The following is a 22,251-nucleotide window of genomic DNA, read 5'->3' on the forward strand; positions in this document are numbered from 1 at the left end:
ACCGACCCCCGATCCGCCAAAGCCCCAACGCCGGCTTGACATCCATAGGGGCATCAGTCCCCCCGACCTACGGAATGGGTTAGTCCCGATCAGCTGTGGAGCACCCTGCTCCCGATCTGCTCCCGATTCCGGCGCATCGTTAGCACCGGAAACCAAAATGCAGGCCAGGCACATGGCCTGACCTGCATTGATGTGGTGGGCGATACTAGGATTGAACCAGTGACCTCTACCGTGTCAATGTCGCCCCGATCAATCGGTGACCTGTGGCTTCTCGGATTCAGCGGGCCCTGAGGGTCCAGAGGTGATCTGCGGTGCCGTTGTCCTCCCACTGGATGACCTGGGCGCCGGGGGCGGTGCTCATGTTCGTCACACCGAGAAGGAGGCCGCTGTTGTGGTTGGTGATCTTGTAGTGGCCGTTCCCATCGGCGGCGAACTGCCACAGGTGGTCGGCGGTGCCGTTGTCGCTCCAGATCAGGGCGGTCCCGCCGTCGCTCGTGCTCATGTTCGTGATGCCGAGGAACAGCCCGCCGGCCTTGTTGACGATCTTGTAGAGGCCGGAGCCGGCATCGACGAGGGTCCAGGTCTGGGTGCTGCTGGACGAGGGAGCGGCCTGGTCGACCAGAGTCCCCCGGGCGGTGCCGGAGTTCTGGGTGTCCACGGCCAGCCCGCTGTTCACATTCTTGATCTGATAGGTGCCGGCCAGCGAGGATGATCCTCCGCTGCCCGGAGTGACCACCAGGTGGTACCCGTCGTTGGCGTTCATCCCCGAGATGGGCACGGTGATGGAGCCGTTGGTCACGGCGTAGCTCGACTCGGCCAGCGTGCCGGGCCCCGAAACCGCCACCGTGCGCCCCGGTGAGGGGGTGTACTCCACCTTCACGTGGACGGTGCCGCCGAAGGCGCCGAGTCCGTTGATGGTCACGGCGCAGTCCCCGGAGCCGTGACCGACGATGACACTGAGCTGGTTGCCGGCGCTGTTGAGTGCCGCCGCGCCGTCGATTCCGGTCTGTGCGGGCGGGGTGGTGACGACCATCTGGCCGTTCATGTCGGCGTACCACTTGTAGAGCCAGTAGGCGCCGTTGGGCGAGCCACCCTGGCCGGTGAGCAGGTCGCCGAGTGCGCCGGACTGGTTCCAGAACGCGAGTTCGGCGTCGTGGACGCCCAGCCGCTCGAACTTGGCGACGTAGCTGACGAGCGGACCGGGGATGCCGACCTCGGACGGGGCGGCGTACTCCTCGATGGCGATCGGGCGGGGGCTGATTCCGAGGTTTTTCTCGATGGCGGTGACGTTGGCGACGTCACCGGCGATCTTGGCGGAGTTCGACAGCTCATGCCAGGCCAGGATGTCGGGGACGGTGTTCGTCGCGACCGCGTTCTGCAGGAAGTTCTGCATGTCGCTGATGTTGTCCGAGAAGCTCGGGCCCTGGATCGGGGTCGTCGCGTCCTTGGACCGCACTTCGCGGTAGGTACGGGTCCAGAAGTCCTCGAAGGTGCCGTTGGAGGACGACCAGGTGCCGTCGGCCTCGTTCCACAGCGCGTACGCGGCCAGGTTCGTGATCCCCGACGCCTTGACCTGCGCGATCTGCTGGTCGACGAGGCTGAACCAGTTGTTCCAGCTGAACTGGTACGGCCAGCCGGCGTAGATGTCGGAGAGGCGGTCCACGACCTTCGCGCCCGCCCGGGCCGCCTCCGGCGCCACGGTCAGGATGTCACCCGTGGGCTGCTGCTTGCCGCCCTGGGGCTTCTGCACGAAGGTGTTCGGCTTGATGGGCTGGACCAGGTTGTCAGCCGGCGTCGTCGCGTTCGCCAGGCCGTACAGCGAGCCGGTCGCCACATGCGTCACCGGACGCAGGACCTGATTGGCGTTGACCACCAGGGTGGTGGCGGCGTGCGCGGGTGTGGCGGCGAAGGCGGCAACGGCTGCGGTGAGTGCCAGCGAGGTGAGGAGGACGGCGGCTTTTCCGCCTCTGGTTCTGGTTGTGTTCACTGCGCGCTCTCTTGATGAGTGAGGGAACTCGTGGGGAGCAAAGGGCTGTGGCCGATGATGCGGATTCGGACGGCGCGTGAGTCGCTAGCCCATGGTCCATCGCTGGTTGGAGCCCCCGTTGCAGGGCCATAGCTCGACCGGCGTTCCGTTGGCGGTGCCGGCGCCGGTCACGTCGAGGCACAGCCCGGACTGGACGCCGGTGATGGTGCCGTTGGAGTTGATCCGCCATTGCTGGTTGGCTCCGCCGTTGCAGTCCCAGATCTCGACCTTGGTGCCGGCCGTCGTCTGGTTGTCATAGGCGTCGAGGCACTTGGCGCCGTTGTAGATGGTGAGGCGGCCGCCTGAGGAGGCCCAGATCTGGCCCGTGCCACCGGTGCAGTCAAAGATCTGCAGCTGGGTGCCGTTGGTCTGGGTCGCGTTGGGCACGTCAAGGCACTTGCCCGCGCCGACGGCGTGGATCTCGCCGGCCGGCCCGCCGCCGGTGGTCCCGCCGGTGACCCGGTACATGACGGCGCCGTGTGCGGGGACGGAGGTGCTGATGGTGCCGCTGGTCGTGGACGTGGCACCGGTCCACAGGTCGGTCAGCGTGTAGCCGGAGGATCCGGTCTTGCCGATGGCGGATGCGGTGGTGGAGATGGTGGCGGTCGATCCGGTCTCGTTGAACAGGACGACGGAAACGTCACCGTTGGCGAGGGGCTTGGCCAGCACGTCGTGGCCGTTGGAGGAGGACACCTGGGTGCCCTGCTTGCCGAGCGAGTCCTGGTCGACCGCGATCACTGCCTTGTTGGTCAGGGCGGACAGGGTGGAGGAGCCGGGGTTGACGAGGTTGCCTCCCTCGATCAGGGGTGCCGCCATCTCGGCCCACAGGCTGAACTCCGCCTGGTTCTCGGTCGCGGTCATGCCGTTGCCGATCTCGAGCATGTCCGGGTCGTTCCACGCACCGGGGCCCGCGTGATCGGCGAGCCCGACGTTGACGTGGAAGTTGTTCAGCATGCTGGTGAAGTTCGGTTGGATGTCGACCGTGGTGCGCCACAGGTTCGCCACCGGGCCTGCCCAGTTCCACGGTTGCACGCTGGAGTCCCAGCCGTTGCACATGCTGAAGGCGATGGGGCGGCCGGTCGAGGAGAGCGCGTCGCGCATTCGCGTGTAGAGGGTCTGGGCGACCTGCTGGTGCGACTGGCCGGAGAAGTCGCCGAACGGGATGTTGCACCAGTCCTCCTTGAGGTAGTCGACCCCCCAGGAGGCGAAAAGCCTGGCGTCCTGCTGCTCGTGTCCGTAGCTGCCGGGGTATCCGGCGCAGGTCGCCGTGCCGGCGTCCTCGTAGATCCCGAGCTTCAGGCCGAGCGAGTGGACGTAGTTCGCGACCGCGGCGATCCCGTCGGGGAACTTCCCCGAGTTCGCGACCAGGTTCCCGGATCCGTCACGACCGGAGGCCATCCAGCAGTCGTCGATGTTGACGTACTGGTAGCCGGCGGCCTGCATACCGTTGTCGTGCATCGCCTGCGCCGTCTGCTCGACGAGCTGTTCGCTGACGTTGCAGCCGTAGGCGTTCCAGTCGTTCCAGCCCATCGGTGGCGTCAGCGCCAGGCCGTTGCCGAGCGCCGATGCCGGCGGCGCGGACGTGAGCGCGATCACCGGCGTGACGAGCAAGGTGAGCGCGGCGGCCAGGCCGAGCCTGGCCAGGCGGGTCGCCCGGTGGGCCGTCGAGCGCCACCCGGCGCCGGATTCACGATCAGTGGGACGTGTCACGTGTCACCTCATAAGGCGTGCGGGAGTACGGGGCTGTCAGCCGGCGGTACAGGTGAGCGCGGGCACCTCGCCGCCGGATCCGGATCCGGTGAACCCGAAGTCGGTGCTCGCGCCGGCGCCGAGGGCGCCGTTGTAGCCCACGTTGTGGGCGGTGATCGTCGATCCGGAGCTGTTGACGGTCGCGTTCCAGGCCTGGGTGACGCTCTGTCCGCCGGCGTAGTGCCAGGTGACGGTCCATCCGGCGATCGCGCTGCTCCCCGCGGTCACCGTGACCGAGGCCTGGAACCCGCCGGACCACTGGCCGGCCACGGTGTACTTGGCGGCGCAGCCGCCGGGCGGGGGAGTGGCGCCTCCGCCGTTTCCTCCATCCGCGTCGCCGATGCTGCCGGGTACCGACTTGAGCGCGCTGTACCAGTCGGCGGCCATCTTGTCGTACCCGGTGGCGTTCGGGTGGATGCCGTCGGCCAGGTCCGCGGTGGTCAGCGCGGCGTGCATGTCCACCAGATGCAGGTGCTCGCCGGCGTTGACCTTGCTCTGCACGACGCCGGGGATCGCGGCGTTGAACGTACGGGCGTTCGCCTCCTGGCCGGAGTCGGCGAGCGGGATGATGGTGGCGACGAAGACCTCGGCGGTGGGCACGGTCGCGGTGATGTGGTCGAGCAGCGCCGACAGCCTGGCGGGCGCGCCTGCCAGGTCGTGGTTCTGGAGGACGTCGTTGGTTCCGATGTGCAGGAGGACGGTGTGCGGCGTGTAGGTGCGCAGCCAGGTGACGACATTCGCGTCGATCTGGTCGATGCGCCAGCCGGAGTGCCCCTCGTGGTCGTGGTCTCCGAGAGCGGCCGGCCCGTTGGACAGCGACCCGACGAAGTCGACCCTGTATCCGTCGTTCGCGAAGCGTTGCCACAGCCCGGTCCGGTATCCGCCCGGCACCGTGAACCCATCGGTGATCGAGTCGCCGAGCGGCATGACCCGCACACCGCCGTTCGACTCGGCGTAAGCGGAACCGACACCGACACCGGATAAAGCACCGGCCACCAGGACCAGCATGGCAACCGCGCCGGTCCACCACAGGAAGACTCTGCGCCTCATCCACCTCTCAGCGAAGGAGCGGGGCACCGGCGCGCGGCCCCGGTGCCTCGCCGAGGCGATCGCGTCCGATCCCGCCGAAGATGTCGAAATATCGAACTAGGTGCGGAATGCTGAACGCCGACTCAGGCAGGAGTGTGCGCCGATGCAGTCATATGTCAAGCGAGCCGGCGGTCACGGGTGACAGGGGATCGTTCTGGCGCAAGTCGGGGCGATGGACGGCCGGCGTGACGTCCGCTGGGCTTTCACTCCGCTTTCATCGACCGGGGACGATCCTTCGCCGCCTCCGCCGTCTGAAGGCACGGTGATGCGGTGCGAAGTGCCTGAGTGGGCCTTTTCTAGCATCCTGCGAGGGCCTGCTGATCACAGCATGGTTGCGGGCGGCACGGCGGCCTTCGGACGTGAAGAGGCCCCTGATAGGACGGGTGATCCACAACCCTCCGTCCGGCCCCGGCGCGGTGCATGATCTGAAGGCCGCCAGGATCTGGGGTCTGACCCGCGCGCTGGCCGAGGCCCTGACCCGGCTGGGCGCTTCAACGAATGCGCTGATGCCAATCCGCCAGAAGCGGTGTCACGGCCCGTAGGTCCCCGCCGTCCACCGTCGTCGAGGCCCTGTCACGCGCCTGCTGGTCTGCGTTGAAGGCGATACTGAGGCCGACTTCGTCGAACAGCGGCAGGTCCGACCGGCTGTCGCCGATGGCGGCGCACTGGGACGGGCCGAAGCCGAGGTTCGCCGCGTAGCGCAGCGCGAAGTCGCGTTTACCGAACTCATCGAAGGTGGCCCGCACTCGGCCGGTGAAGGACCCGTTGAGGATTTCCAGCTCAGGTCCGCAGTAGGCGGCGAACCCGAACCTCTTCCCGAGATGCTTCCCGATCGGCTGCCAGGCCAGGGTGGCCAGTACCGGCAGCAGACGATGAGCACGGCACCACTGGACCATCTCCGCGATTCCGTCGACGAGCGGCAGTTGAGTGAGCCAGTCGTCGATCTCCCGTTCGGTGCGGTCCGCCCATGCGAGGGCGTCCACCGCCGCGATCTCGGGGTTGGTCAATTGACCGGCCGCGTAGGCTGCCTCGGCCTTAGCCATCTCCTCCTCCGTGCCCAGATATCGGGCTACGTGGACAGCGGAGCCGGGGGCGGGTACGAGGGTGCCGTCAATGTCGACGAAGACTATGCCGACCCATGCCGACGGGTCGGAAACAACCTTCCACCCGTCACGGCTCTCCCTCACAACCCGCTCCTTCTCGTCGTGCGGACAGCTCTGCCGGAGATACGGTGCCGAAGGGTGCCGCAGCGCTGCTCCGAGCCTGCCGCCTCACATTCCCACACCGTGTGAGCGGGGACCGGCCATAGTGATCAAACTGGTAGGACGCCCGTCCGCCGAGACGCTGTTGGACTGCGTGGGATCTTGGCGGGGGCCTTGCTGCGATGGCGCTGCTGGCGGCAGTCGGACAGCGGGAGGAAGCCCTGCCGGCGTCGGTGGCCGACCGTTCCCACGCCAAGCTCCGTGGCCCCGGTGAACGAGCGAACGCGCAGCTCAAGACATGGAAGATCTTGACCAAGCTCCGCTGCTGCCCCCACCGGGCCGGTCACCTCGCCAAGGCCATCCACGTCCTGGACAACCGCGAAGCCGGCGCATAGTGGAAAAGGCTCAGTGTGTGCTGCATGGCGCCGTCGTCGGCGGTCGAGGTGAGCTCCGGATCTGGCTTGAGGGTCGTGTGTGAGTGACGGTCATCGTTGATCCGTTCCTTCGCTAACGAAGGTTGCAGGGGGTGTCATCGGCGATCTGGAAAGGCGCACGAAGAGGTCGTCGCTCTGAAGCTGGGAAATCGCCGGTCAGATTGACCTGTGTTCGCAGGTGCCGGTGACGTCGCTGGTGAGGGCGGCCGCCCGAAAAACGGAACCGTCATCCCAGCGCTGCCTGGCGCGTTACTCTGATCGTGCACCGTGTGCGCGTAGAGCCGCGCTTTAGAGCGCGATCGGTGATCGTTAGCCGTGATCCGGAAGTAGCCCGCGGTGCTACATTGGCTACAACTGTTAACGCGCATCCATCGAGGAAGGAATGAATATGGCCGAGCAGGTCATCAAACGACTTATCGACGATCTGGATGGCAGCGAAGCGGAAGAGACGGTTTCGTTCGCCATTGACGGGGTCACTTATGAAATCGACCTCAGTGCCGAGAATGCGGGAATACTGCGTGATCGTCTGTCGCCGTTCGTGGAGCGCGGGCGGCGGGTCGGCGGTGTCCGGCGCCCTCGAGGACGTGCCGTGTCCAGCCGCCAGCGCAGTGCGGACATCCGCGCGTGGGCGAAGGCGCGTGGGATCGAGGTCAGTGAACGCGGTCGTATCCCGGCGACGGTCATCGAACAGTACGAGCAGGCGCACTGACAGCGCGGCTCTCTCACGGCCGCCTGCTCTCGCGGAGGCCCAGGCAAGCCGCTTCCCGGTCGCGAGCGTGTGACGGCGGCGGTCGCGGGATGGGCCTACCTCGCCGATGAACTGGTCAACTACGACGTTTTGCGGGCCGCGCTGGTGGAGATCGCCGGCTCGGTCCTGCTGTCGATGGTCTGTGATGGCTGCTTCGCCGAGCGTTCCGCAGCGTGTGGTCCCTCGCCGTTGCATCGTTCGACCCCACGGCGGGCGGACCGCCTAGGCGACCGCGAACGGGCTGCAACCCGTGTAGTGGACGACCTGCGTCGGCGTTTCGCGTACGTGGAAGAACGCGCATGTCTCATAGTGCTTGCCCGTCGTGGCGGCGAAGCTCGGTGTCGTCAGCGTCGTCGTCTCCGCCAGAGTCGTGCAGGACGTCTCGGCCGCGTTGCACTCGTACAGGGTCAGGCTGTCGACCGTCACCCCGCCGGCGAGAGGGGTGAGCCGGCCCCTGACCTGGCCGGAAAGGATATCGGTGCAGACCGTGGCCACGATGCCGCCATTGCCGAGCACCGAGGAGCAGGTGAACGAGGACGCGGCGTGGGCCGTGCCGGGACCGGTCAGTGTGGCCGCGCCGACGGCCGATGCGATGGCGATACGGGCTGATAACAGCATGGGATCTCCCTAGGGGCGGGCAAGGGCCCCAATTCTGCCCATGTCGCCGCAGCGGGCCCAGCGATCGGCCGTACCTGGCCGCCGGGAGGCGCGGAGACGACCCTGCCGACGCCTCTGGTCGCTCCGCCGACGAGCACGGCTCTGCCCATGACCTCCGCCGCGCCCGTGTGGGTGGCCGGTCGCTGCGCCTCCCCAGTGAAGCACAGGAGTCATTGTCTAACAATATCTCTGGGCGAGTGATGACGATCCGTCACCGCTGTCCTCGTTTGACCCTTTTGATGCTGGCTTCTTGTCGTGAGATGTCGTGCGTGTTACGTTCCTGCGCACCGCTTGTCGGACAATCTGGCTGCGGGTCAAGGAGGGGAACGATGTCGACCAACCCGCATGCGGAGGCGCTCCGCTTCGAGAACGTCACGCTGCAGTTCCCCGAGACGCACCGGCCGGCGATCGAGGACGTCTCGCTTCAGGTCGGGCGCGGCAGGTTCGTCGCCGTGATCGGGCCGTCCGGGTGTGGCAAGAGCACGATCCTCAACCTGGCCGCCGGGTTGCTCTCCCCGACCAAGGGCGAGGTCTACTTCGGTGGCGAGCGCGTCACCGCCGTGAACTCCGCGGCGGCGTACGTCACCCAGCAGTCCAACCTGCTCCCCTGGCTGAGCGTGAGAGCGAACATCGGGCTCGCCCTGAAGTTCCGCAAGGTGCCGAAAGAAGAGCGTGACGAGCGCGTGGAGCGCTGGGTGAGGCTGGTCGGGCTCACGGGTTTTGAGGACCACTATCCGCGCGAGTTGTCCGGCGGCATGCAGAAGCGCTGCGCCATCGCCCGGGCACTCATCTACAACCCGTCCATCGTGCTGATGGACGAGCCGTTCGGCCCACTGGACGCCATCACCCGCCTGAAGCTCCAGCAGGAACTGCTCAACATCTGGGAAGAGCAGAACGGCACGCTCATCTTCGTCACCCACGACCTGAACGAGGCCATCTACCTCGCCGACGAGGTCATCGTCATGTCCAGCGGCCCCGGCACGGTCCGCCGCGTCCTGGAGGTGCCGTTCGAGCGGCCCCGCAGCATCGGCTCCCTCGTGGAGTCACCCGAGTTCGCGGAGCTCTACAACGACCTGTGGAGCCTCTTCAAGTCCGAGCTGCAGATGTCTGACGCCACCGCGTAGAGACCGAGGTTCAACGTTGATATCGATCACCGAGACGATCGCCGTCCCGAGCTCGCGGAAGCGGGTGTGGGAGGTCATCTCCAGTCCTGCGGACGTCGTGTCCTGCATCGCCGGCGCCGAGCTCGGCGAGGCCCACGACGACGGCTCGTTCGACGGGACCCTCGTCGTCAAGTTCGGGGCGGTCCGGGTCAGGTTCGGCGCCCGCGTGCACCTGGAGCTGGACGAGGCCGGGTTCGAGGGACGGCTCACGGCCCGCGGCAAGGACGGCCAGGCCGCCACCCGCTTCACCGGGGAGGCGACCTTCCGCGTCATCGAGGACGGGAACGGCTCGCAGGTCGCCATGAACGGCGAGATCCAGCTCACCGGCAAGCTCACCTCGCTGATCGAGGCGGGTGCCGGGGTCGTCGTCTCCCGCATGACCAAGGACTTCTCGGCGCGGCTGGTCGAGCTGTGCGCCGGGCCGGCCGAACCGCAGACCGCGATGGCGGAGACGGCGCCGGGCACGCCGGTCGCGCCGGCACCGACGACGCTGACCGCCCGGATCCGCGCTTGGTGGTCGGCGCTGTGGAGCAGGCGTACGGAACGTTCCAACCAAGGAGGTGCGGCGTGACCAGGCTCAACGGGGTGATCCGCGCGCTGGAGGACGGGCAGCACGCCTTCGCGTCCTTCGTGCCGCCGGACCCGGCGGCCGCCCTGGAGTTCGGCACCGCGAAGTACGACGGCCTGATCTTCGAGATGGAGCACAAACCCTGGGACGTCGTCGGTCTCAAGCACAGCCTCCAGTACCTGCTGAACCGCAGGCAGATCGCTACCGCCGGTGACCTGGCCCCGGCGGTGACCCCTCTCGTACGCATCCCCACCAACGGTGCGGAGAAGGGGCAGTGGCACGCCAAACAGGCCCTCGACCTGGGCGCCTACGGCATCGTCTGGCCGCACGTCACGACGGTGGACGAGGCCTACAACGCGGTCGCCGCCTGCCGCTACCCGCGGCTGCCGGACGCGCCGCGCTACGAACCGGCGGGCGTACGCGGGGACAGCCCGGCGGCGGCGGCCCGCTACTGGGGTCTGACGAACGACGAGTACTACGCCAAAAGCGGGGTCTGGCCGCTGGACCCGGACGGCGAGATCCTCGTCGCGCTCATGATCGAGGACCAGCTCGGCATCCAGAACCTTCCCGACATCCTCGACCAGGTGCCGGGCATCGGGCTGGTGATCATCGGCGAGGGCGACCTGAGCCAGGAGCTCGGCGTACCCCGCCGGTACGAGCACCCGAAGGTCCTGGACTGCAAGCGGCGCATCCTCGACATCTGCGGCGAGCGGGGCGTCGCCGTCGGCCACCCGCACGTGACCGCCGGGAACGTCGAGCGGGTCCTCAAGGAGGGATATCGCTTCCTGATGACCCTTCCCGTGCGCTCGTACCCGGGGCTCGACCGTGGCCGCGAACTCACCGGCCGCGCCTGAAGAAGGAAATTCGATGATCATCGACTGTCACGGCCACTTCACCACCGCGCCGAAGGCCCTCGGCGAGTGGCGCGAGAGGCAGATCAAGGCGTACGACGAGGGCGTCCGGGTCGGCCCGGACGAGCTGGAGATCACCGACGAGGAGATTCGCGCGGCGATCGAGGACGGCCAGCTCAAGCTGCAGCTCGAGCGCGGCACCGACGTCACGATCTTCTCCCCGGGTGCCGGCAAGATGGCCCACCACTACGGCGACGAGCGCACCAGCCTGGACTGGTCCCGGGTCGCCAACGACCTGATCGGCCGGGTCTGCGGGCTCTTCCCCGACCGGTTCGCGGGCGTCTGCCAGCTTCCGCAGTCCCCGGGCGACGCGCTCGCCACCTCGATCCGCAACGCGGCCGAGGAACTGGAGCGCTGCGTCGAAGAGCTCGGCTTCGTCGGCTGCCTGCTCAACCCGGACCCGTCGGACGGCTTCTACCAGGCGCCGCCGCTGACCGACAAGGTCTACTACCCGCTCTACGAGAAGATGGTCGAGCTCGACGTTCCCGCCATGATCCACGTGGCGATGTCGCGCAACGACGCGCTGCAGGGCACCTGCGCGCACTACCTCGCCGGTGACACCGCAGCCTTCATGCAGCTGTGCACGTCGGACCTCTTCAAGGACTTCCCCGAGCTGCGCTTCGTGATCCCGCACGGCGGCGGCGCGGTGCCCTACCACTGGGGGCGCTACCGGGGGTTCCTGCAGGACCGCGGGCGGCCGCCGCTGGAGGAGGCGGTGCTCGACAACGTCTTCTTCGACACCTGCGTTTACCACCGCCGCGGCCTGGAGCTGCTGCTCGACGTCGTTCCGGCGAAGAACGTGCTGTTCGCCTCGGAGATGATCGGCGCCGTCCGCGGCGTGGACCCCGAGACCGGCCGCAACTTCGACGACGTCAAGTTCCTGCTCGACGGCATCGACATGACCGATGAGGACCGCCGAGCGGTGTACGGCGGCAACGCGCGGCGGGTGTTCAGCCGGCTGAAGTCCAGGGGGGTTACCGAGTGAAGGCCTATGAGGCGCTCGCCGAGGCGTTCGTCAAGGAGGGCACGACCGACGTCTTCGGCATGATGGGCGACGCCAACATGCACTGGATGGACGCGCTCGCCCATCGCGGCGTACGCCTCTACGAGGTGCGGCACGAGGGCTCCGGTCTCGGCATGGCCGACGGCTGGGCGCGGGCGTCGGGACGGCCCGGCGTCGTCACGACCACCAGCGGTCCCGGTGTCTCCCAGCTCGCCACCTCGATGCTGTGCGCGAGCCGGGCCGGGACCCCGCTGGTCGCGTTCTGCGGCGAGACCGCGTGGGGCGACGAGGGCGCCGTGCAGTACCTCGACCAGCGCCGGTTCGCCGCCGCGATCGAGTGCGGCTTCGTCCACCTGTCAACGGCCGACCAGGCCGAGGAGGCCGTGCAGCGCGCCTTCTACCTGGCCCGCACCGAGAACCGGCCGGTCATGCTGAGCGCCCCGATGGACGTGCAGGTCCGGGAGTACGAGCCGGGCGACTACATTCCGTCGCACGCGCTGATCCCGCAGTCCCGGCCACTGCCCGACCCGGCCCGCGTCGAGGCCGCCCGCGCACTGATCGAGAGTAGCAAGCGCGTCGTCATCATCGCCGGCCGGGGCGCTCGCCGCGCCGGAGCCGGCGAGGAGATCCTCGCGCTCCAGGCCAGGACCGGCGCGCTGCTCGCCACCACGCTCCAGGCGAAGAACTGGCTGTGCGACCGCACCGAGTTCCACGTCGGGCTGTCCGGGCTGTTCGGTAGCAGGCCCGCGCAAGAGCTGCTCCAAGAGGCCGACTGCGTGATCGCGGTCGGCGCGAGCCTGAACCACTACACGACCGAGCACGGCTACCTCTACCCCGAGGCCCGCTACGTGCAGATCGACTCCGCGCCGAACGTGGTCATGGGCAACGGCCGGGTCGCCGACTGCTACATCCAGGCCGACGCGGTCACCGCGGTCACCGAGCTCAACCGGGTCCTCGGCGCGACCCGCGTGGAGGGCTTCCACACCGCCGAGACCCGGAGCCGGCTGACCGACTGGCTCACGGCCCCGATCGACTACGTGTGCGAGCCCGGAAGGATCGACCCCCGCGAGGCCATCAAGGTCCTCGACGCGGCCATGCCCGGCGAGTTCGACCTGGTGCTCGGCAGCGGCCACCAGACCGACTTCGGCACGATGCTCTTCCAACGGTCCCGTCAGGTGACGTCCAACTACGGCATGTTCGGTGCGATCGGGCAGGCCCCGCTGCTGACCATCGGCCAGATCGTCGCCACCGGAAGGGCCGCCTTCGTGGTCGAGGGTGACGCGAGCTTCCTGATGCACCTGTCGGAGTTCGAGACGGCCTGCCGCTACGACCTGCCGCTGCTGGTCGTGGTCATGAACGACGAGGGCCTCGGGGCCGAGTACCACAAACTGGGCGCCAAGGGCCTCACCAAGGATCTGGCCGTCATCCCGAACCCCGAACTGGGCCGGGTCGCGGAGGCCCTCGGCGGTGGCGGCGCCACCGTACGAAACGCCGCCGAGCTGGAGGCCGCCGTCGCGGCGTACGTCGCGAACCCGCGCCCGTTCGTCATCGACGTCCGCATCACCCGCGACGTGCTGAGCGTCCCCTACCGGCGCCTCTGGTACGGCGAGGACGTGTGATGAAGGTCGTTCTGGGCGACTACTCCCACAGCCGCGCCGTGAAGGACCTCCCCGACCACGAGTTCGTCGAGGTCAAGCCGCTGTACGGCGCCTTCGCCAGGATGGTCCGCACGCTGGAGTTCGACGTGTGCGAGCTGGCCCTGGCGACGTACCTCCAGGCCAGGGACAACGGTGTGCCGGTGACGCTGCTGCCGGTTGTCATGATCGGCGGCACCCACCATCGCTCGCTGACCCGCCTCCCGGACGCGCCGCCGCTCACGCCGGACGACCTCCGGAGCCGCCGCGTCGGCGTCCGCTCCTACAGCCAGACCACCGGCCTGTGGGTGCGCGGCCTCCTGCGCGAGGAGTACGGCGTGAACGCCGCCGACGTCACCTGGGTCACCACCGAGGAACCGCACGTCGCGCGGTATACCGAACCGCCGTACGTCGAGCGGTCGGCCGCGGGGACCGTCGTGGACCTGCTGCAGGCGGGCGACGTCGCGGCCGCCGTGCTCGGCCCGCGCGCCGTCGGCGGCCAGGGCGAGGGCCTCGTTCCGCTGATCGAGGACGCCGAGGCGGCCGGCCGCGCCTGGGTGGAACGCCACGGCACCGTCCCCGTCAACCACGTGGTCGTCGTGCGGAACGCCGTGCTCGAGGAGGACCCGGGGGCGGTGGACGCGCTCTACGCCGCGCTGAAGGCGGCGACCGCGGGCGCCGAGCCTCCCGTGGCCGCCGGCTGGAGCGAGCAGCTCGCGAAGGCCCTGGAGATCGGCGGCCGGTACGCCCTCGAGCAGGACCTGATCCGCACGGCGGTCGACGTCGCCGAGATCGAGAGAGGAGCGGCCCGATGGTCGGACTGAGGCATCGCACCGGCGCCTACACGCGCGAGCCGGAGGAGTGGACACCCGAACTGCTGGAGAAGGTGGCGTGGCGCCGCGAGGCCGCCGCCGAGCCGTTCCGCGGCGTGGCGACGTCGGACGGGATTCAGCGGGGTCTGTTCCCGCTGTGCGCCACCGGCCTCGACGTGGAGCCACAGCGTAAGGCCGCCGAGGACTACCTGGCGCTGCTCACGACCGCGGAACTGGCCGAGGGCCGGCTCCCGATGGACGACGTGACGTGGCGGCACTGGGCGAACGGCGCCCGCTACTTCCTGCGCCACGGCCTGTGCATGGCCGACCTGGACGAGGCCAGGCGTCGCGCGATCCTGGCGATCCTGCGCCGCAGCCTCAGCCCGTACGGCTACCAGCAGGTCGTCGACATCATGCACCTCAACCTCACGGTCGGCGAGCTGCGCGGCGAGGAGCACCTGCTCAACGAGTGGATGTACTGGTTCAGCGTCTATGGCGAGCCGGAGCACGGCGGTCCTTGGGGCTGGCAGCTCGACGGCCACCACGTGAACGTCAACTGCGTCTTCGTCGGTGACCAGATGGTCCTCACCCCGACCTTCCTCGGTGCCGAGCCGGTGATCGCCGACGCCGGGAAGTACGCCGGCACGGCCGCGCTCCGCCGTGAGGAGGCCCTGGGCCGCGCGCTGTTCACGCACCTCACCGGCGCCCAGCAGGACCGCGCGGTCATCGCCGACGAGCTGCCGCGCGGCCTGTACGCCGGGGCGTTCCGCGACAACTGGGAGCTGGACTACGCGGGCCTGCCGCTCGGCGAGCTGACGAGCGGGCAGCGGGAGACCGCCGCCGACCTGCTGGGCCTCTACGTCGGCCGGGCGGGCGAGGGCCACGCGGACCTGCGCCTGGCCGAGGTCCTGGAGCACCAGACCTTCTTCGCGTGGGCCGGTGACCCCGAGGACGTCTTCTACTACCGGCTGCACAGCCCCGTGCTCCTCGTCGAGTTCGAGCATCAGTGGGGCGTGATGTTCGACAACGACGAGCCGACACGGCGCCACATCCACACCGTCGTGCGCACCCCGAACGGCAACGACTACGGCGCCGACCTGCTGCGGCAGCACCACGAGCGGTTCCACCGGCATTGAGAGGCATCGCATTGAAACTCGTCATCGGACGTGACGACCTGGCACGAGCCGCTGTCGAGGCCACCGGCGCCGAGCGGCTCAACGTGAAGCCGGTCCATAAGGCGTCGAAGGACTTCGTCAACGACCAGGCGGTGGACCTGGCCGAGCTGGCGATCGTGACGTTGCTCCAGGCGGTCGCGTACGGCAGGCCGGTCGTGCTGTTGCCGGTCACCACGCTGGGCCGGTTCCAGCACCAGACGCTGGTGACGATCGGTGGGCTGACGGCGGGCGACGTCGAAGGCCACAGCGTCGGCGTCCGGTCGTGGAGCCAGACCACCGGCGTGTGGATGCGCGGCTTCCTGACCGAGCAGTACGGCGTGGACCTGCGCGAGGTCCGCTGGGTGACCTACGAGGGCGCCCACGTCGAAGGCGCGCGGGACCCCGACTTCGTGACGCGGGCCCCGGAGGGGGCGAAGCTGCAGGCCGACTTCCTGGAGCGACGTCTCGACTTCGGGATCATGGGCAACGAGCTCCCCGCCGACGACCGGATCCGCACCGCGATCGCCGACGCGCACGAGGTCGCCGCCGAGTGGTCGCGGGCCAACGGCTTCGCCCCGGTCAACCACGTGCTGGGTGTGACCGAGCAGGCGGCGCGGGAGCACTCCGCCGCCGTCTGCGCGGCGTACGACGCGATGCGCGAGGTCGTCGAGTCCGGCCCGCGGGACACCGGGCCGGTGGACCTGAACCCGGTCGGTTTCGCGGCACTGCGCGGCCCGATCTCTCGGGCGGCGGCGTACGCGCTGGATCAGGGCGTGCTGCCCCGGCCGGTGGAGTTCGACGAGCTGGTGGCGGCGTCCTGCGCGGCCCTCGGCGTGCCTGCGGCCCGGCTCGGCGGCTGACCTTCTCAGAGAGGATTCCGATGGACAAGCTGACGGTCGCCTTCGGCGACTACCCGCACGCGAACGGTCTCGACGTGGCGGGCTACCAGGTCGAGCCGGTCGAGGTCCGCCCGATCATCGGCGCCTACCGGCGGATGATCCGTGACCTGGAGTTCGACGTGTGCGAGCTGGCCCCGGTGTCGTACCTCATGGCGGTGCAGGCCGGCGTGCCGCTCACCGCCGTCCCGGTGTTCCTCAACCGGCGGTTCCACCACGGCGACGTGCAGTGCGCCGTGCGCAGCGGCATCCGCGTGCCGCGCGACCTGGAGGGCCGCCGCGTCGGCGTCCGGGCGTACACGGTGAGCACGGGCGTGTGGGTGCGCGGCATCCTCGCCGAGGAGTACGGCGTCAACGTCGGAGCGATCACCTGGGTGGTCGACGACGAGGACCACATCGAGGGCCGCGCCCCCGCCAACGTGCAGCGGGTCACCGACGGCCGCTCGCTCGGCGAACTGCTGCGGACCGGCGAACTCGACGCCGCGTTCACCGGCAACGCCGGGACGGGCCGGGCGGGCACTCCCCGTGCGGGCTGGACCGCCGCCGAGCCCGCCGCCGGCGACGACGGCCCCTACCCGCTGTTCCCCGACGCCGAGGTCCTGGGCGTCGACCACTACCTCCGCACCGGGATCTACCCCCTGCACTCGGTCGTGGCGCTGCGCACCGAACTCGTCGAGCGCGACCCGGAGCTGCCCACGAAGCTGTACGCGGCGCTGGCCGACGCCAAGCGGCGGCAGGTCGCCGCCGACCCGGACTGGTCGGCGCAGAAGCGCTTCGCGAAGCAGGCGGCCCAGGTCGGCGGCGACCCGGTTCCGTACGGCATCGCCCGCAACGAGCCGACCCTTGCCGCGCTCGTCCGCTACTCCCGCGAGCAGGGCCTGCTCGACGCCGACTTCCCCGCCGACCCGAAGGCGCTCTTCGCCGCCGGCGACTACCCGGACGCCTGACCCGAAAGGACACGAACGTGGACGTCGTCGACGCGCACTGCCACATCATCTCCGCCGACCTGGACGCCTACCCCCGGGCGCCGCTCGGCGGGAAGCAGTCCACCTGGGCCGCGACCCGGCCGGTGGACGCCGAGGGCATGGCGGCCCGCATGGACGAGACCGGCATCGCCCAGTCCGTCCTCGTACAGGCCACCACGGCCTACGGCTACGACAACTCCTACGTCCTGGACAGCACGCGAAAGGAACCGGGGCGGTTCGTCGCGGTCGGCACGTTCGACCCGCTGCGGCCCGGCGCCGCCGCGGCGCTGGCCGAGGCCGTCGGCGCCGGTGGGCTCTCCGGCGTGCGGCTGTTCACGACCGGCAGCACGATGCAGACCCAGGGGGAGTGGTTCGCCGCCCCCGAGTCGTACGCCTTCTGGGAGCGGGCACAGGAGCTGGACGTCCCCGTCTGCCTCCAGATGCGGCTCGGTCCGGCGACCGCGCAGGCGGAGGAGGTCCTGGACCGGTTCCCCGGCGTCCGGGTCCTGCTCGACCACATCGGCTACCCCGACATCGCCGCCTCGCCCGCCAAGGCGGGGGAGGAGGTCGCGGCGCTGGCCCGGCACGAGCGCCTCCACCTGAAGCTGACGCACCGCAACCTGGAGCGCCTGCGGGACGTGGGGGAGCGGGCCGCCGACTTCCTCCAGCCGGTCATCGGCGCCTTCGGCGCGGGCCGGATCGCGTGGGGGTCGAACTGCCCGGCCGCCGAGCAGTCGCTGCCGGAGCTGCTGAAACTCGCCGAGGACGTCCTCGCGGCCCTGCCCGAGCACGATCGCGCGGAGATCTTCGCCGGCACGGCGCGCCGCCTGTACCCGGGACTCGCGAAGGCCTGACTCCGCCGTAGGGGCCTCTCCGGCGGTACTGAGCCGGCGGTGGCCGGCTCGCCGAGACAGATGGATGATCACGATGGATTCCAGCGCATACGACGACGGGGCCGATCCGGGCCGGAACTCGCAGACCCGGCAGGACCACGCCTACGAGGGCCTGCGTTCGCTCCTGCTCTCCGGCAGCGTCGCGCCGGGCACGCGGCTGACCGAGGCCGACCTGACCCGGATGTTCAACGTCTCGCGCAGCACGATGCGGGCGGTCCTGGTCCGGCTGGCGCAGGAGGGCTTCGTCACCAGCGAGGTCAACCGGGGCGTGCGCACGCGCAGCTTCTCCGCCGAGGAGGCCCTCGACATCCTCGAAGCGCGCGAGACGCTGGAGTCCGCCCTGGCCGGCAAGGCCGCCGAGCGGGCCACCGACGAGGAGGTCGGCGCGCTGCGCCGCACCCTCGAGGAGATGGCGGACTGCAAGGCCCGCGGTGACCAGGCGGCCTACTCGCAGTGCAACCGCCGATTCCACCAGCAGGTGAAGGAGGCCGCCCACGCGCAGACGCTGGCCAGGGCGTACGACACCCTGCTCTACCCGCTCGTGATGCGGCAGTACCGCAACCTGTCCGCGCGGCACCCGCGCGGCGGGTCGCTCGAGGAGCACCAGGCGATCCTCATGGCGATCGTCACCCGTAACCCGGACGCGGCCGTCGCCGCGATGCGCCACCACGTCGCCTCGGCCCGGCGCGCGCTGCTGCTCCAGACCCGTGAATCGACCGACGACCCGAAAGTGACGTGATGCGAAATCCGGTGGCGACCGACTCGGGCCTGGTGGCGGGAATCCAGGGCCGGGACCGGTCGGTGACAGTCTTCCGCGGTATCCCCTACGCGGCTCCCCCCGTCGGGGACCTGCGCTGGCGGCCGCCGCGGCCGGCCGAGCCGTGGGAGGGCGTCCGCGAGGCGCACGCCTTCGGCCCGGTCTGCCCGCAGCCTCCCAGCGGCGAACTGGTCGGCCTCGACCTGCCGATGAGCGAGGACTGCCTCAGCCTCAACGTGTGGACCGGGGCCACGTCCCCCCCCGAGAAACGGCCGGTGCTGGTGTGGATCTATGGCGGCGGCTTCCGGCTCGGCACCGGCGCGAGCCCCCGCTACGACGGCGAGAACCTGGCGCGCAAGGGCCTGGTCGTCGTCACCTTCAACTACCGGCTCGGCGCGTTCGGTTTCCTCGCCACCCCCGAACTCAGCGAGGAGTCCGGGCACGGTGCATCCGGCAACTACGGGCTGCTCGACGGCATCGCCGTACTCGAGTGGGTTCAGCGCAACATCGCGGCGTTCGGCGGCGACCCGGACCGCGTGACGATCGCCGGGCAGTCGGCGGGCGCCGGATCGGTCAACTTCCTGGCGATGTCGCCGCTGGCCAATGGCCTGTTCCACCGTGCGATCGCGCAGAGCCACGCCCGCTCCTCCCGCGACCCCGAGTTGCGCTACCTCGCGACCTCCTACCGGACGCTGCGGGACGCCGAGCGGGCGGGTGCCGCCTACGTGGCGGAGCGCGGCACCAGGGACCTCGCCAGGCTGCGCGAGCTGCCGTGGCAGAAGCTCATGGGCGGCGACGTCGTGGACACCGCCGTGCACACCGGCAGTTCCGGCAAGCCGCCGTTGTTCCGCCCGGTCGTGGACGGCTGGGTGATCCCCGCCGGCTACGACGAGACGTACGCCGAGGGGCTGCAGAACGACGTCCACTACCTCGCCGGCAACAACCTCGACGAGAGCGGCGCCGTCCCCGAAGAGGCGTTCGCGGCGTACCGCTCGGCGGGCCGGAAGGGCCGGCGGCCGGGCATGCCGCCGGTGCACGTGACCCTGGACGACTTCGTCGCGGCGGCGCGCGAGAAGTTCGGCCCGCTGGCGGAGGAGTTCCTCGCCCTGTACCCGGCCACGACCGACGACGAGGCCGCGCGGGCGAGCAACGCGGCGGTCCGCGACAACGCGCGTATCTCCACTTCCCTGTGGGCGGCGGACTGGACTCGGCGTACGACCCGTCCCGTCCACACCTACTTCTGGACGCACCGGTCGCCCGCGCACGGCCAGAACCTCCGGCGCGCCTCGCACGGCTCCGAGATCGACTTCGTCTTCGGCAACCTCGATCCGGAGGCGGCCGCGTGGACCGCCGAGGACCGTGAGATCGCGGAGACCATGTCCACCTACTGGGCCAACTTCGTCGCCTCCGGCGACCCGAACGGCCCCGAAGTGCCGCACTGGCCGGCCTACGCGCCGGACTCGGCGGCGGTGATGGAGGTCGGCGCCGGATTCGGCCTCATCCCGGTCGCCGAACAGCCCCGACTCGCGTTCTGGAAGCGCTTCTTCCAGACCCAGCAAGCATGGTGACAGGAGACGACCCCCGATGAAGAACACCACCTCCGTCCCGCCCACCGCGCGCCGGCGCGGATTCCTCGCACTGACCGCCGCGGTCGCGCTCGGGGCCTCGCCGCTCACCGCGTGCGGCGGCTCGGCGTCGGGCTCCGGGAACACCGTCACCGTCGGGGTCGGCGGCAACATCTTCGACACCCCGGTGAAGCTGGCCGACGCGCAGGGCTACTTCACCAAGCGCGGCATCAAGGTCAAATACGTGCAGCTGACCTCGGCGACCGGCATCTCGGCACTCCAGTCCGGATCGGTGCAGTTCCTCATCACCAGTCCGAACGACCTGTTCTCCGCACTGAACAAGAAGCTGCCGGTGGAGGCGGTCTCCGCGGTCGGCCTCGGCAACCCGCTGGGCCTGGTCGTCAGCACGAAGTTCGCCAAGGCGAAGGGGCTCACCGCGCAGACGCCGGCCGACCAGGTCGCCAAGGCGCTCGCCGGGTCCAAACCGGGCTTCAGCTCGCCCAACACCAAGGCGGAGGCGGGCATCTTCCTCAAGGCGTACGGCGTCGACCCCGGCAAGCTGCCCTGGGTCTCGCTGCCGAGCCCGGCCGCCGACAAGGCCGCGCTCAACAACGGCCAGATCGACTGGTTCATCACGTCCGAACCGCTGCCCCTCCAGATCCAGGCGGCCGGTGACGGCATCGTCGTGGCCGACCCCGTGAAGGTCCCGCAGTGGTCGGCGAAGGCGGCCGGATACGGCCTGTTCACCACGGTGAAGAAGGACTACGCCGGGCGGAACGCCGACACCGTCAAGAAGTTCGTCGCCGCCGTCCAGGACGCGACCAACTACATGAACACCCATCCCGGTGACGCGACGACCGTGCGCGTCGCGCAGCAGACGCTGTCGGGCGTGCCCGCGGACGTCATCAAGAGCAGTCTCGAACTGGTCGACTGGCCCGCCACCGGCGCGATGAACGACTCCGACTGGAACCACACGGTGGCGTTCCTCAACTCGCTCGGCACCATCCCGGGCGGCGTTGAGATCTCGCCGGACAACTGGACCGACAAGTACCTGAAGTGACGCTGCCCGACACGGAAGAGGAGGAGTAGACCATGGTGACTGCGACCAGCAGCGCGGCGGAGCGCACGACCGAGGCGGCGACGCAGCCCCGGCGGCAGGGCGAACGGTGGCGAGGCAGGGCCACGGTCGTGCTGCTGCGGGTCGCGGTGATCATCGTTGCCGTCATCCTCTGGCAGCTGCTGAGCGGGCCGGTCCTTCCGGAGTACGCGATCAGCAAGCCGACGGACGTGGTCCACGCCCTGGTGAAGCTGCTGGGATCCGCGCAGGGCTGGACCGACATCAAGACGACGTCCATCGAGGTCCTGGGCGGCTTCGGCATCGGGGTGGCACTGGGGACGGTGACGGGCCTGGTGCTCGGCTCCTTCCGTATCGCCGGGCAGGTCCTGGAGCCGCTGATCGCCGCGATCAACGGCATTCCCAAGATCGCTCTCGCCCCGCTCTTCCTGCTGTTCTTCGGCATCGGTATCTGGTCCAAGATCGCCATCGCGGTGGCCGGGGTGGCGTTCGTGGTGTTCTACAACGTCTACCTCGGCCTGCGATTGCGGGAGCGCGAGCTCGTCGAGATCGTCCAGGTGATGGGCGGCCGCAGGCATCATGTGCTCAGCTACGTGACGATTCCCACGCTGGCGGCGCCGTTCTTCGCGGCGCTGAAGACCAGCGGGCCGCTCGCCATCCTCGGCGTCATCGGCGCCGAGTTCATCGCGTCGGCGAACGGGGTCGGCCACGAGCTGTTCATGTCCGCCAACAACCTCGACGCGCCGGCCGAGTTCGCCGGCCTGATCGTCCTCGTCGTGATGACGCTCATCCTCAACGGCATCCTGACCTGGCTGGACAGATTCGCCCTGAAGAAGCTCGGCCTCGCCCGTCGCGCGAACGGAAGGGCCAGGGGGACGGACACGCCTTGAGCACGCGGGCCTGTGAGCGGGCCGCCCCGATCGGCCCGCTCACAAGGACCACCACTGTCG

General features: G+C 69.5%; 20 protein-coding genes and 1 pseudogene. 16 read left to right on the top strand and 5 right to left on the bottom strand.

Features of this window, described 5'->3' with window-relative positions:
- Positions 1-277: 277 nt before the first annotated feature.
- From ABD978_RS02420 to ABD978_RS02435, 4 genes are all read right to left on the bottom strand, one after another.
- Positions 278-1,987: an RICIN domain-containing protein gene (locus ABD978_RS02420; protein WP_345347504.1), complete on the bottom strand. Its 1,710-nt coding sequence runs from the start codon at positions 1,985-1,987 to the stop codon at positions 278-280.
- An 84-nt stretch (positions 1,988-2,071) separates the two neighbouring features.
- Complete coding sequence (locus ABD978_RS02425) at positions 2,072-3,736, bottom strand: glycoside hydrolase family 27 protein (RefSeq protein ID WP_345347507.1); 1,665 nt, start codon at positions 3,734-3,736, stop codon at positions 2,072-2,074.
- A 36-nt stretch (positions 3,737-3,772) separates the two neighbouring features.
- Complete coding sequence (locus ABD978_RS02430) at positions 3,773-4,825, bottom strand: cellulose binding domain-containing protein (RefSeq protein WP_345347510.1); 1,053 nt, start codon at positions 4,823-4,825, stop codon at positions 3,773-3,775.
- Between the two features lie 530 nt (positions 4,826-5,355).
- A complete protein-coding gene (locus tag ABD978_RS02435) occupies positions 5,356-6,051 on the bottom strand; it encodes an HAD family hydrolase (RefSeq protein ID WP_345347512.1) in 696 nt (231 codons plus the stop codon).
- Positions 6,052-6,302: 251 nt separating this feature from the next.
- Between ABD978_RS02435 and ABD978_RS02440 the strand changes: the two are divergent.
- Positions 6,303-6,461 (top strand): annotated as a pseudogene (locus ABD978_RS02440) (IS5/IS1182 family transposase); the annotation flags it as partial.
- 427 nt (positions 6,462-6,888) lie between these two features.
- On the top strand, positions 6,889-7,209 hold the full coding sequence (locus tag ABD978_RS02445; protein WP_345347514.1) for a histone-like nucleoid-structuring protein Lsr2: 321 nt from the start codon (positions 6,889-6,891) through the stop codon (positions 7,207-7,209).
- Between the two features lie 261 nt (positions 7,210-7,470).
- Here the strand turns inward: ABD978_RS02445 and ABD978_RS02450 are convergent, their stop codons facing one another.
- Positions 7,471-7,866: a hypothetical protein gene (locus ABD978_RS02450; protein ID WP_345347517.1), complete on the bottom strand. Its 396-nt coding sequence runs from the start codon at positions 7,864-7,866 to the stop codon at positions 7,471-7,473.
- Positions 7,867-8,234: 368 nt separating this feature from the next.
- Here ABD978_RS02450 and ABD978_RS02455 point away from each other — a divergent pair, with 368 nt between their 5' ends.
- The 14 genes from ABD978_RS02455 (at position 8,235) to ABD978_RS02520 (ending at position 22,191) form a co-directional block, all read left to right on the top strand.
- On the top strand, positions 8,235-9,029 hold the full coding sequence (locus ABD978_RS02455) for an ABC transporter ATP-binding protein (protein WP_345347520.1): 795 nt from the start codon (positions 8,235-8,237) through the stop codon (positions 9,027-9,029).
- 16 nt (positions 9,030-9,045) lie between these two features.
- Positions 9,046-9,639, top strand: a complete 594-nt coding sequence (locus ABD978_RS02460) for an SRPBCC domain-containing protein (protein WP_345347523.1) — start codon at positions 9,046-9,048, stop codon at positions 9,637-9,639.
- Entirely contained in the window at positions 9,636-10,490 is an 855-nt protein-coding gene (locus tag ABD978_RS02465; protein WP_345347526.1) for an HpcH/HpaI aldolase family protein, read from the top strand. Before ABD978_RS02460 ends, ABD978_RS02465 begins: the two co-directional genes overlap by 4 nt.
- 13 nt (positions 10,491-10,503) lie before the next feature.
- Complete coding sequence (locus tag ABD978_RS02470) at positions 10,504-11,532, top strand: amidohydrolase family protein (protein WP_345347529.1); 1,029 nt, start codon at positions 10,504-10,506, stop codon at positions 11,530-11,532.
- Positions 11,529-13,169: a thiamine pyrophosphate-binding protein gene (locus ABD978_RS02475; RefSeq protein WP_345347532.1), complete on the top strand. Its 1,641-nt coding sequence runs from the start codon at positions 11,529-11,531 to the stop codon at positions 13,167-13,169. The genes ABD978_RS02470 and ABD978_RS02475 overlap by 4 nt, the downstream gene beginning before the upstream one ends.
- Positions 13,169-14,008: a substrate-binding domain-containing protein gene (locus tag ABD978_RS02480; RefSeq protein ID WP_345347535.1), complete on the top strand. Its 840-nt coding sequence runs from the start codon at positions 13,169-13,171 to the stop codon at positions 14,006-14,008. Before ABD978_RS02475 ends, ABD978_RS02480 begins: the two co-directional genes overlap by 1 nt.
- A complete protein-coding gene (locus ABD978_RS02485) occupies positions 13,996-15,132 on the top strand; it encodes a DUF3500 domain-containing protein (RefSeq protein ID WP_345347538.1) in 1,137 nt (378 codons plus the stop codon). Before ABD978_RS02480 ends, ABD978_RS02485 begins: the two co-directional genes overlap by 13 nt.
- 11 nt (positions 15,133-15,143) lie before the next feature.
- The gene (locus ABD978_RS02490; RefSeq protein WP_345347541.1) at positions 15,144-16,010 is read left to right on the top strand and encodes a hypothetical protein; all 867 of its coding nucleotides are present in this window, start codon (positions 15,144-15,146) and stop codon (positions 16,008-16,010) included.
- A gap of 20 nt (positions 16,011-16,030) precedes the next feature.
- Positions 16,031-16,993 carry a substrate-binding domain-containing protein gene (locus ABD978_RS02495; protein ID WP_345347544.1) on the top strand — a complete coding sequence of 321 codons (963 nt, stop codon included), beginning with the start codon at positions 16,031-16,033 and terminating at the stop codon, positions 16,991-16,993.
- A 17-nt stretch (positions 16,994-17,010) separates the two neighbouring features.
- Complete coding sequence (locus tag ABD978_RS02500; protein ID WP_345347547.1) at positions 17,011-17,865, top strand: amidohydrolase family protein; 855 nt, start codon at positions 17,011-17,013, stop codon at positions 17,863-17,865.
- Between the two features lie 73 nt (positions 17,866-17,938).
- On the top strand, positions 17,939-18,643 hold the full coding sequence (locus tag ABD978_RS02505; RefSeq protein WP_345347550.1) for a GntR family transcriptional regulator: 705 nt from the start codon (positions 17,939-17,941) through the stop codon (positions 18,641-18,643).
- On the top strand, positions 18,643-20,229 hold the full coding sequence (locus ABD978_RS02510; RefSeq protein WP_345347553.1) for a carboxylesterase/lipase family protein: 1,587 nt from the start codon (positions 18,643-18,645) through the stop codon (positions 20,227-20,229). Before ABD978_RS02505 ends, ABD978_RS02510 begins: the two co-directional genes overlap by 1 nt.
- Before the next feature lie 16 nt (positions 20,230-20,245).
- Entirely contained in the window at positions 20,246-21,286 is a 1,041-nt protein-coding gene (locus ABD978_RS02515) for an ABC transporter substrate-binding protein (RefSeq protein WP_345347555.1), read from the top strand.
- 32 nt (positions 21,287-21,318) lie between these two features.
- Complete coding sequence (locus ABD978_RS02520; protein ID WP_345347558.1) at positions 21,319-22,191, top strand: ABC transporter permease; 873 nt, start codon at positions 21,319-21,321, stop codon at positions 22,189-22,191.
- Positions 22,192-22,251: the final 60 nt, after the last annotated feature.

This window comes from Actinoallomurus liliacearum, assembly GCF_039542035.1.
Taxonomy (GTDB): domain Bacteria; phylum Actinomycetota; class Actinomycetes; order Streptosporangiales; family Streptosporangiaceae; genus Actinoallomurus; species Actinoallomurus liliacearum.

Bases quoted from the DNA above. Each gene is read 5' to 3' on its own strand.
- ABD978_RS02445 (WP_345347514.1), top strand. From the start codon at position 6,889: ATGGCCGAGCAGGTCATCAAACGACTTATCGACGATCTGGATGGCAGC.
- ABD978_RS02485 (WP_345347538.1), top strand. From the start codon at position 13,996: ATGGTCGGACTGAGGCATCGCACCGGCGCCTACACGCGCGAGCCGGAG.
- ABD978_RS02495 (WP_345347544.1), top strand. From the start codon at position 16,031: ATGGACAAGCTGACGGTCGCCTTCGGCGACTACCCGCACGCGAACGGT.
- ABD978_RS02470 (WP_345347529.1), top strand. From the start codon at position 10,504: ATGATCATCGACTGTCACGGCCACTTCACCACCGCGCCGAAGGCCCTC.
- ABD978_RS02510 (WP_345347553.1), top strand. From the start codon at position 18,643: ATGCGAAATCCGGTGGCGACCGACTCGGGCCTGGTGGCGGGAATCCAG.
- ABD978_RS02505 (WP_345347550.1), top strand. From the start codon at position 17,939: ATGGATTCCAGCGCATACGACGACGGGGCCGATCCGGGCCGGAACTCG.
- ABD978_RS02450 (WP_345347517.1), bottom strand. From the start codon at position 7,866: ATGCTGTTATCAGCCCGTATCGCCATCGCATCGGCCGTCGGCGCGGCC.
- ABD978_RS02520 (WP_345347558.1), top strand. From the start codon at position 21,319: ATGGTGACTGCGACCAGCAGCGCGGCGGAGCGCACGACCGAGGCGGCG.
- ABD978_RS02480 (WP_345347535.1), top strand. From the start codon at position 13,169: ATGAAGGTCGTTCTGGGCGACTACTCCCACAGCCGCGCCGTGAAGGAC.
- ABD978_RS02430 (WP_345347510.1), bottom strand. From the start codon at position 4,825: ATGAGGCGCAGAGTCTTCCTGTGGTGGACCGGCGCGGTTGCCATGCTG.
- ABD978_RS02455 (WP_345347520.1), top strand. From the start codon at position 8,235: ATGTCGACCAACCCGCATGCGGAGGCGCTCCGCTTCGAGAACGTCACG.
- ABD978_RS02515 (WP_345347555.1), top strand. From the start codon at position 20,246: ATGAAGAACACCACCTCCGTCCCGCCCACCGCGCGCCGGCGCGGATTC.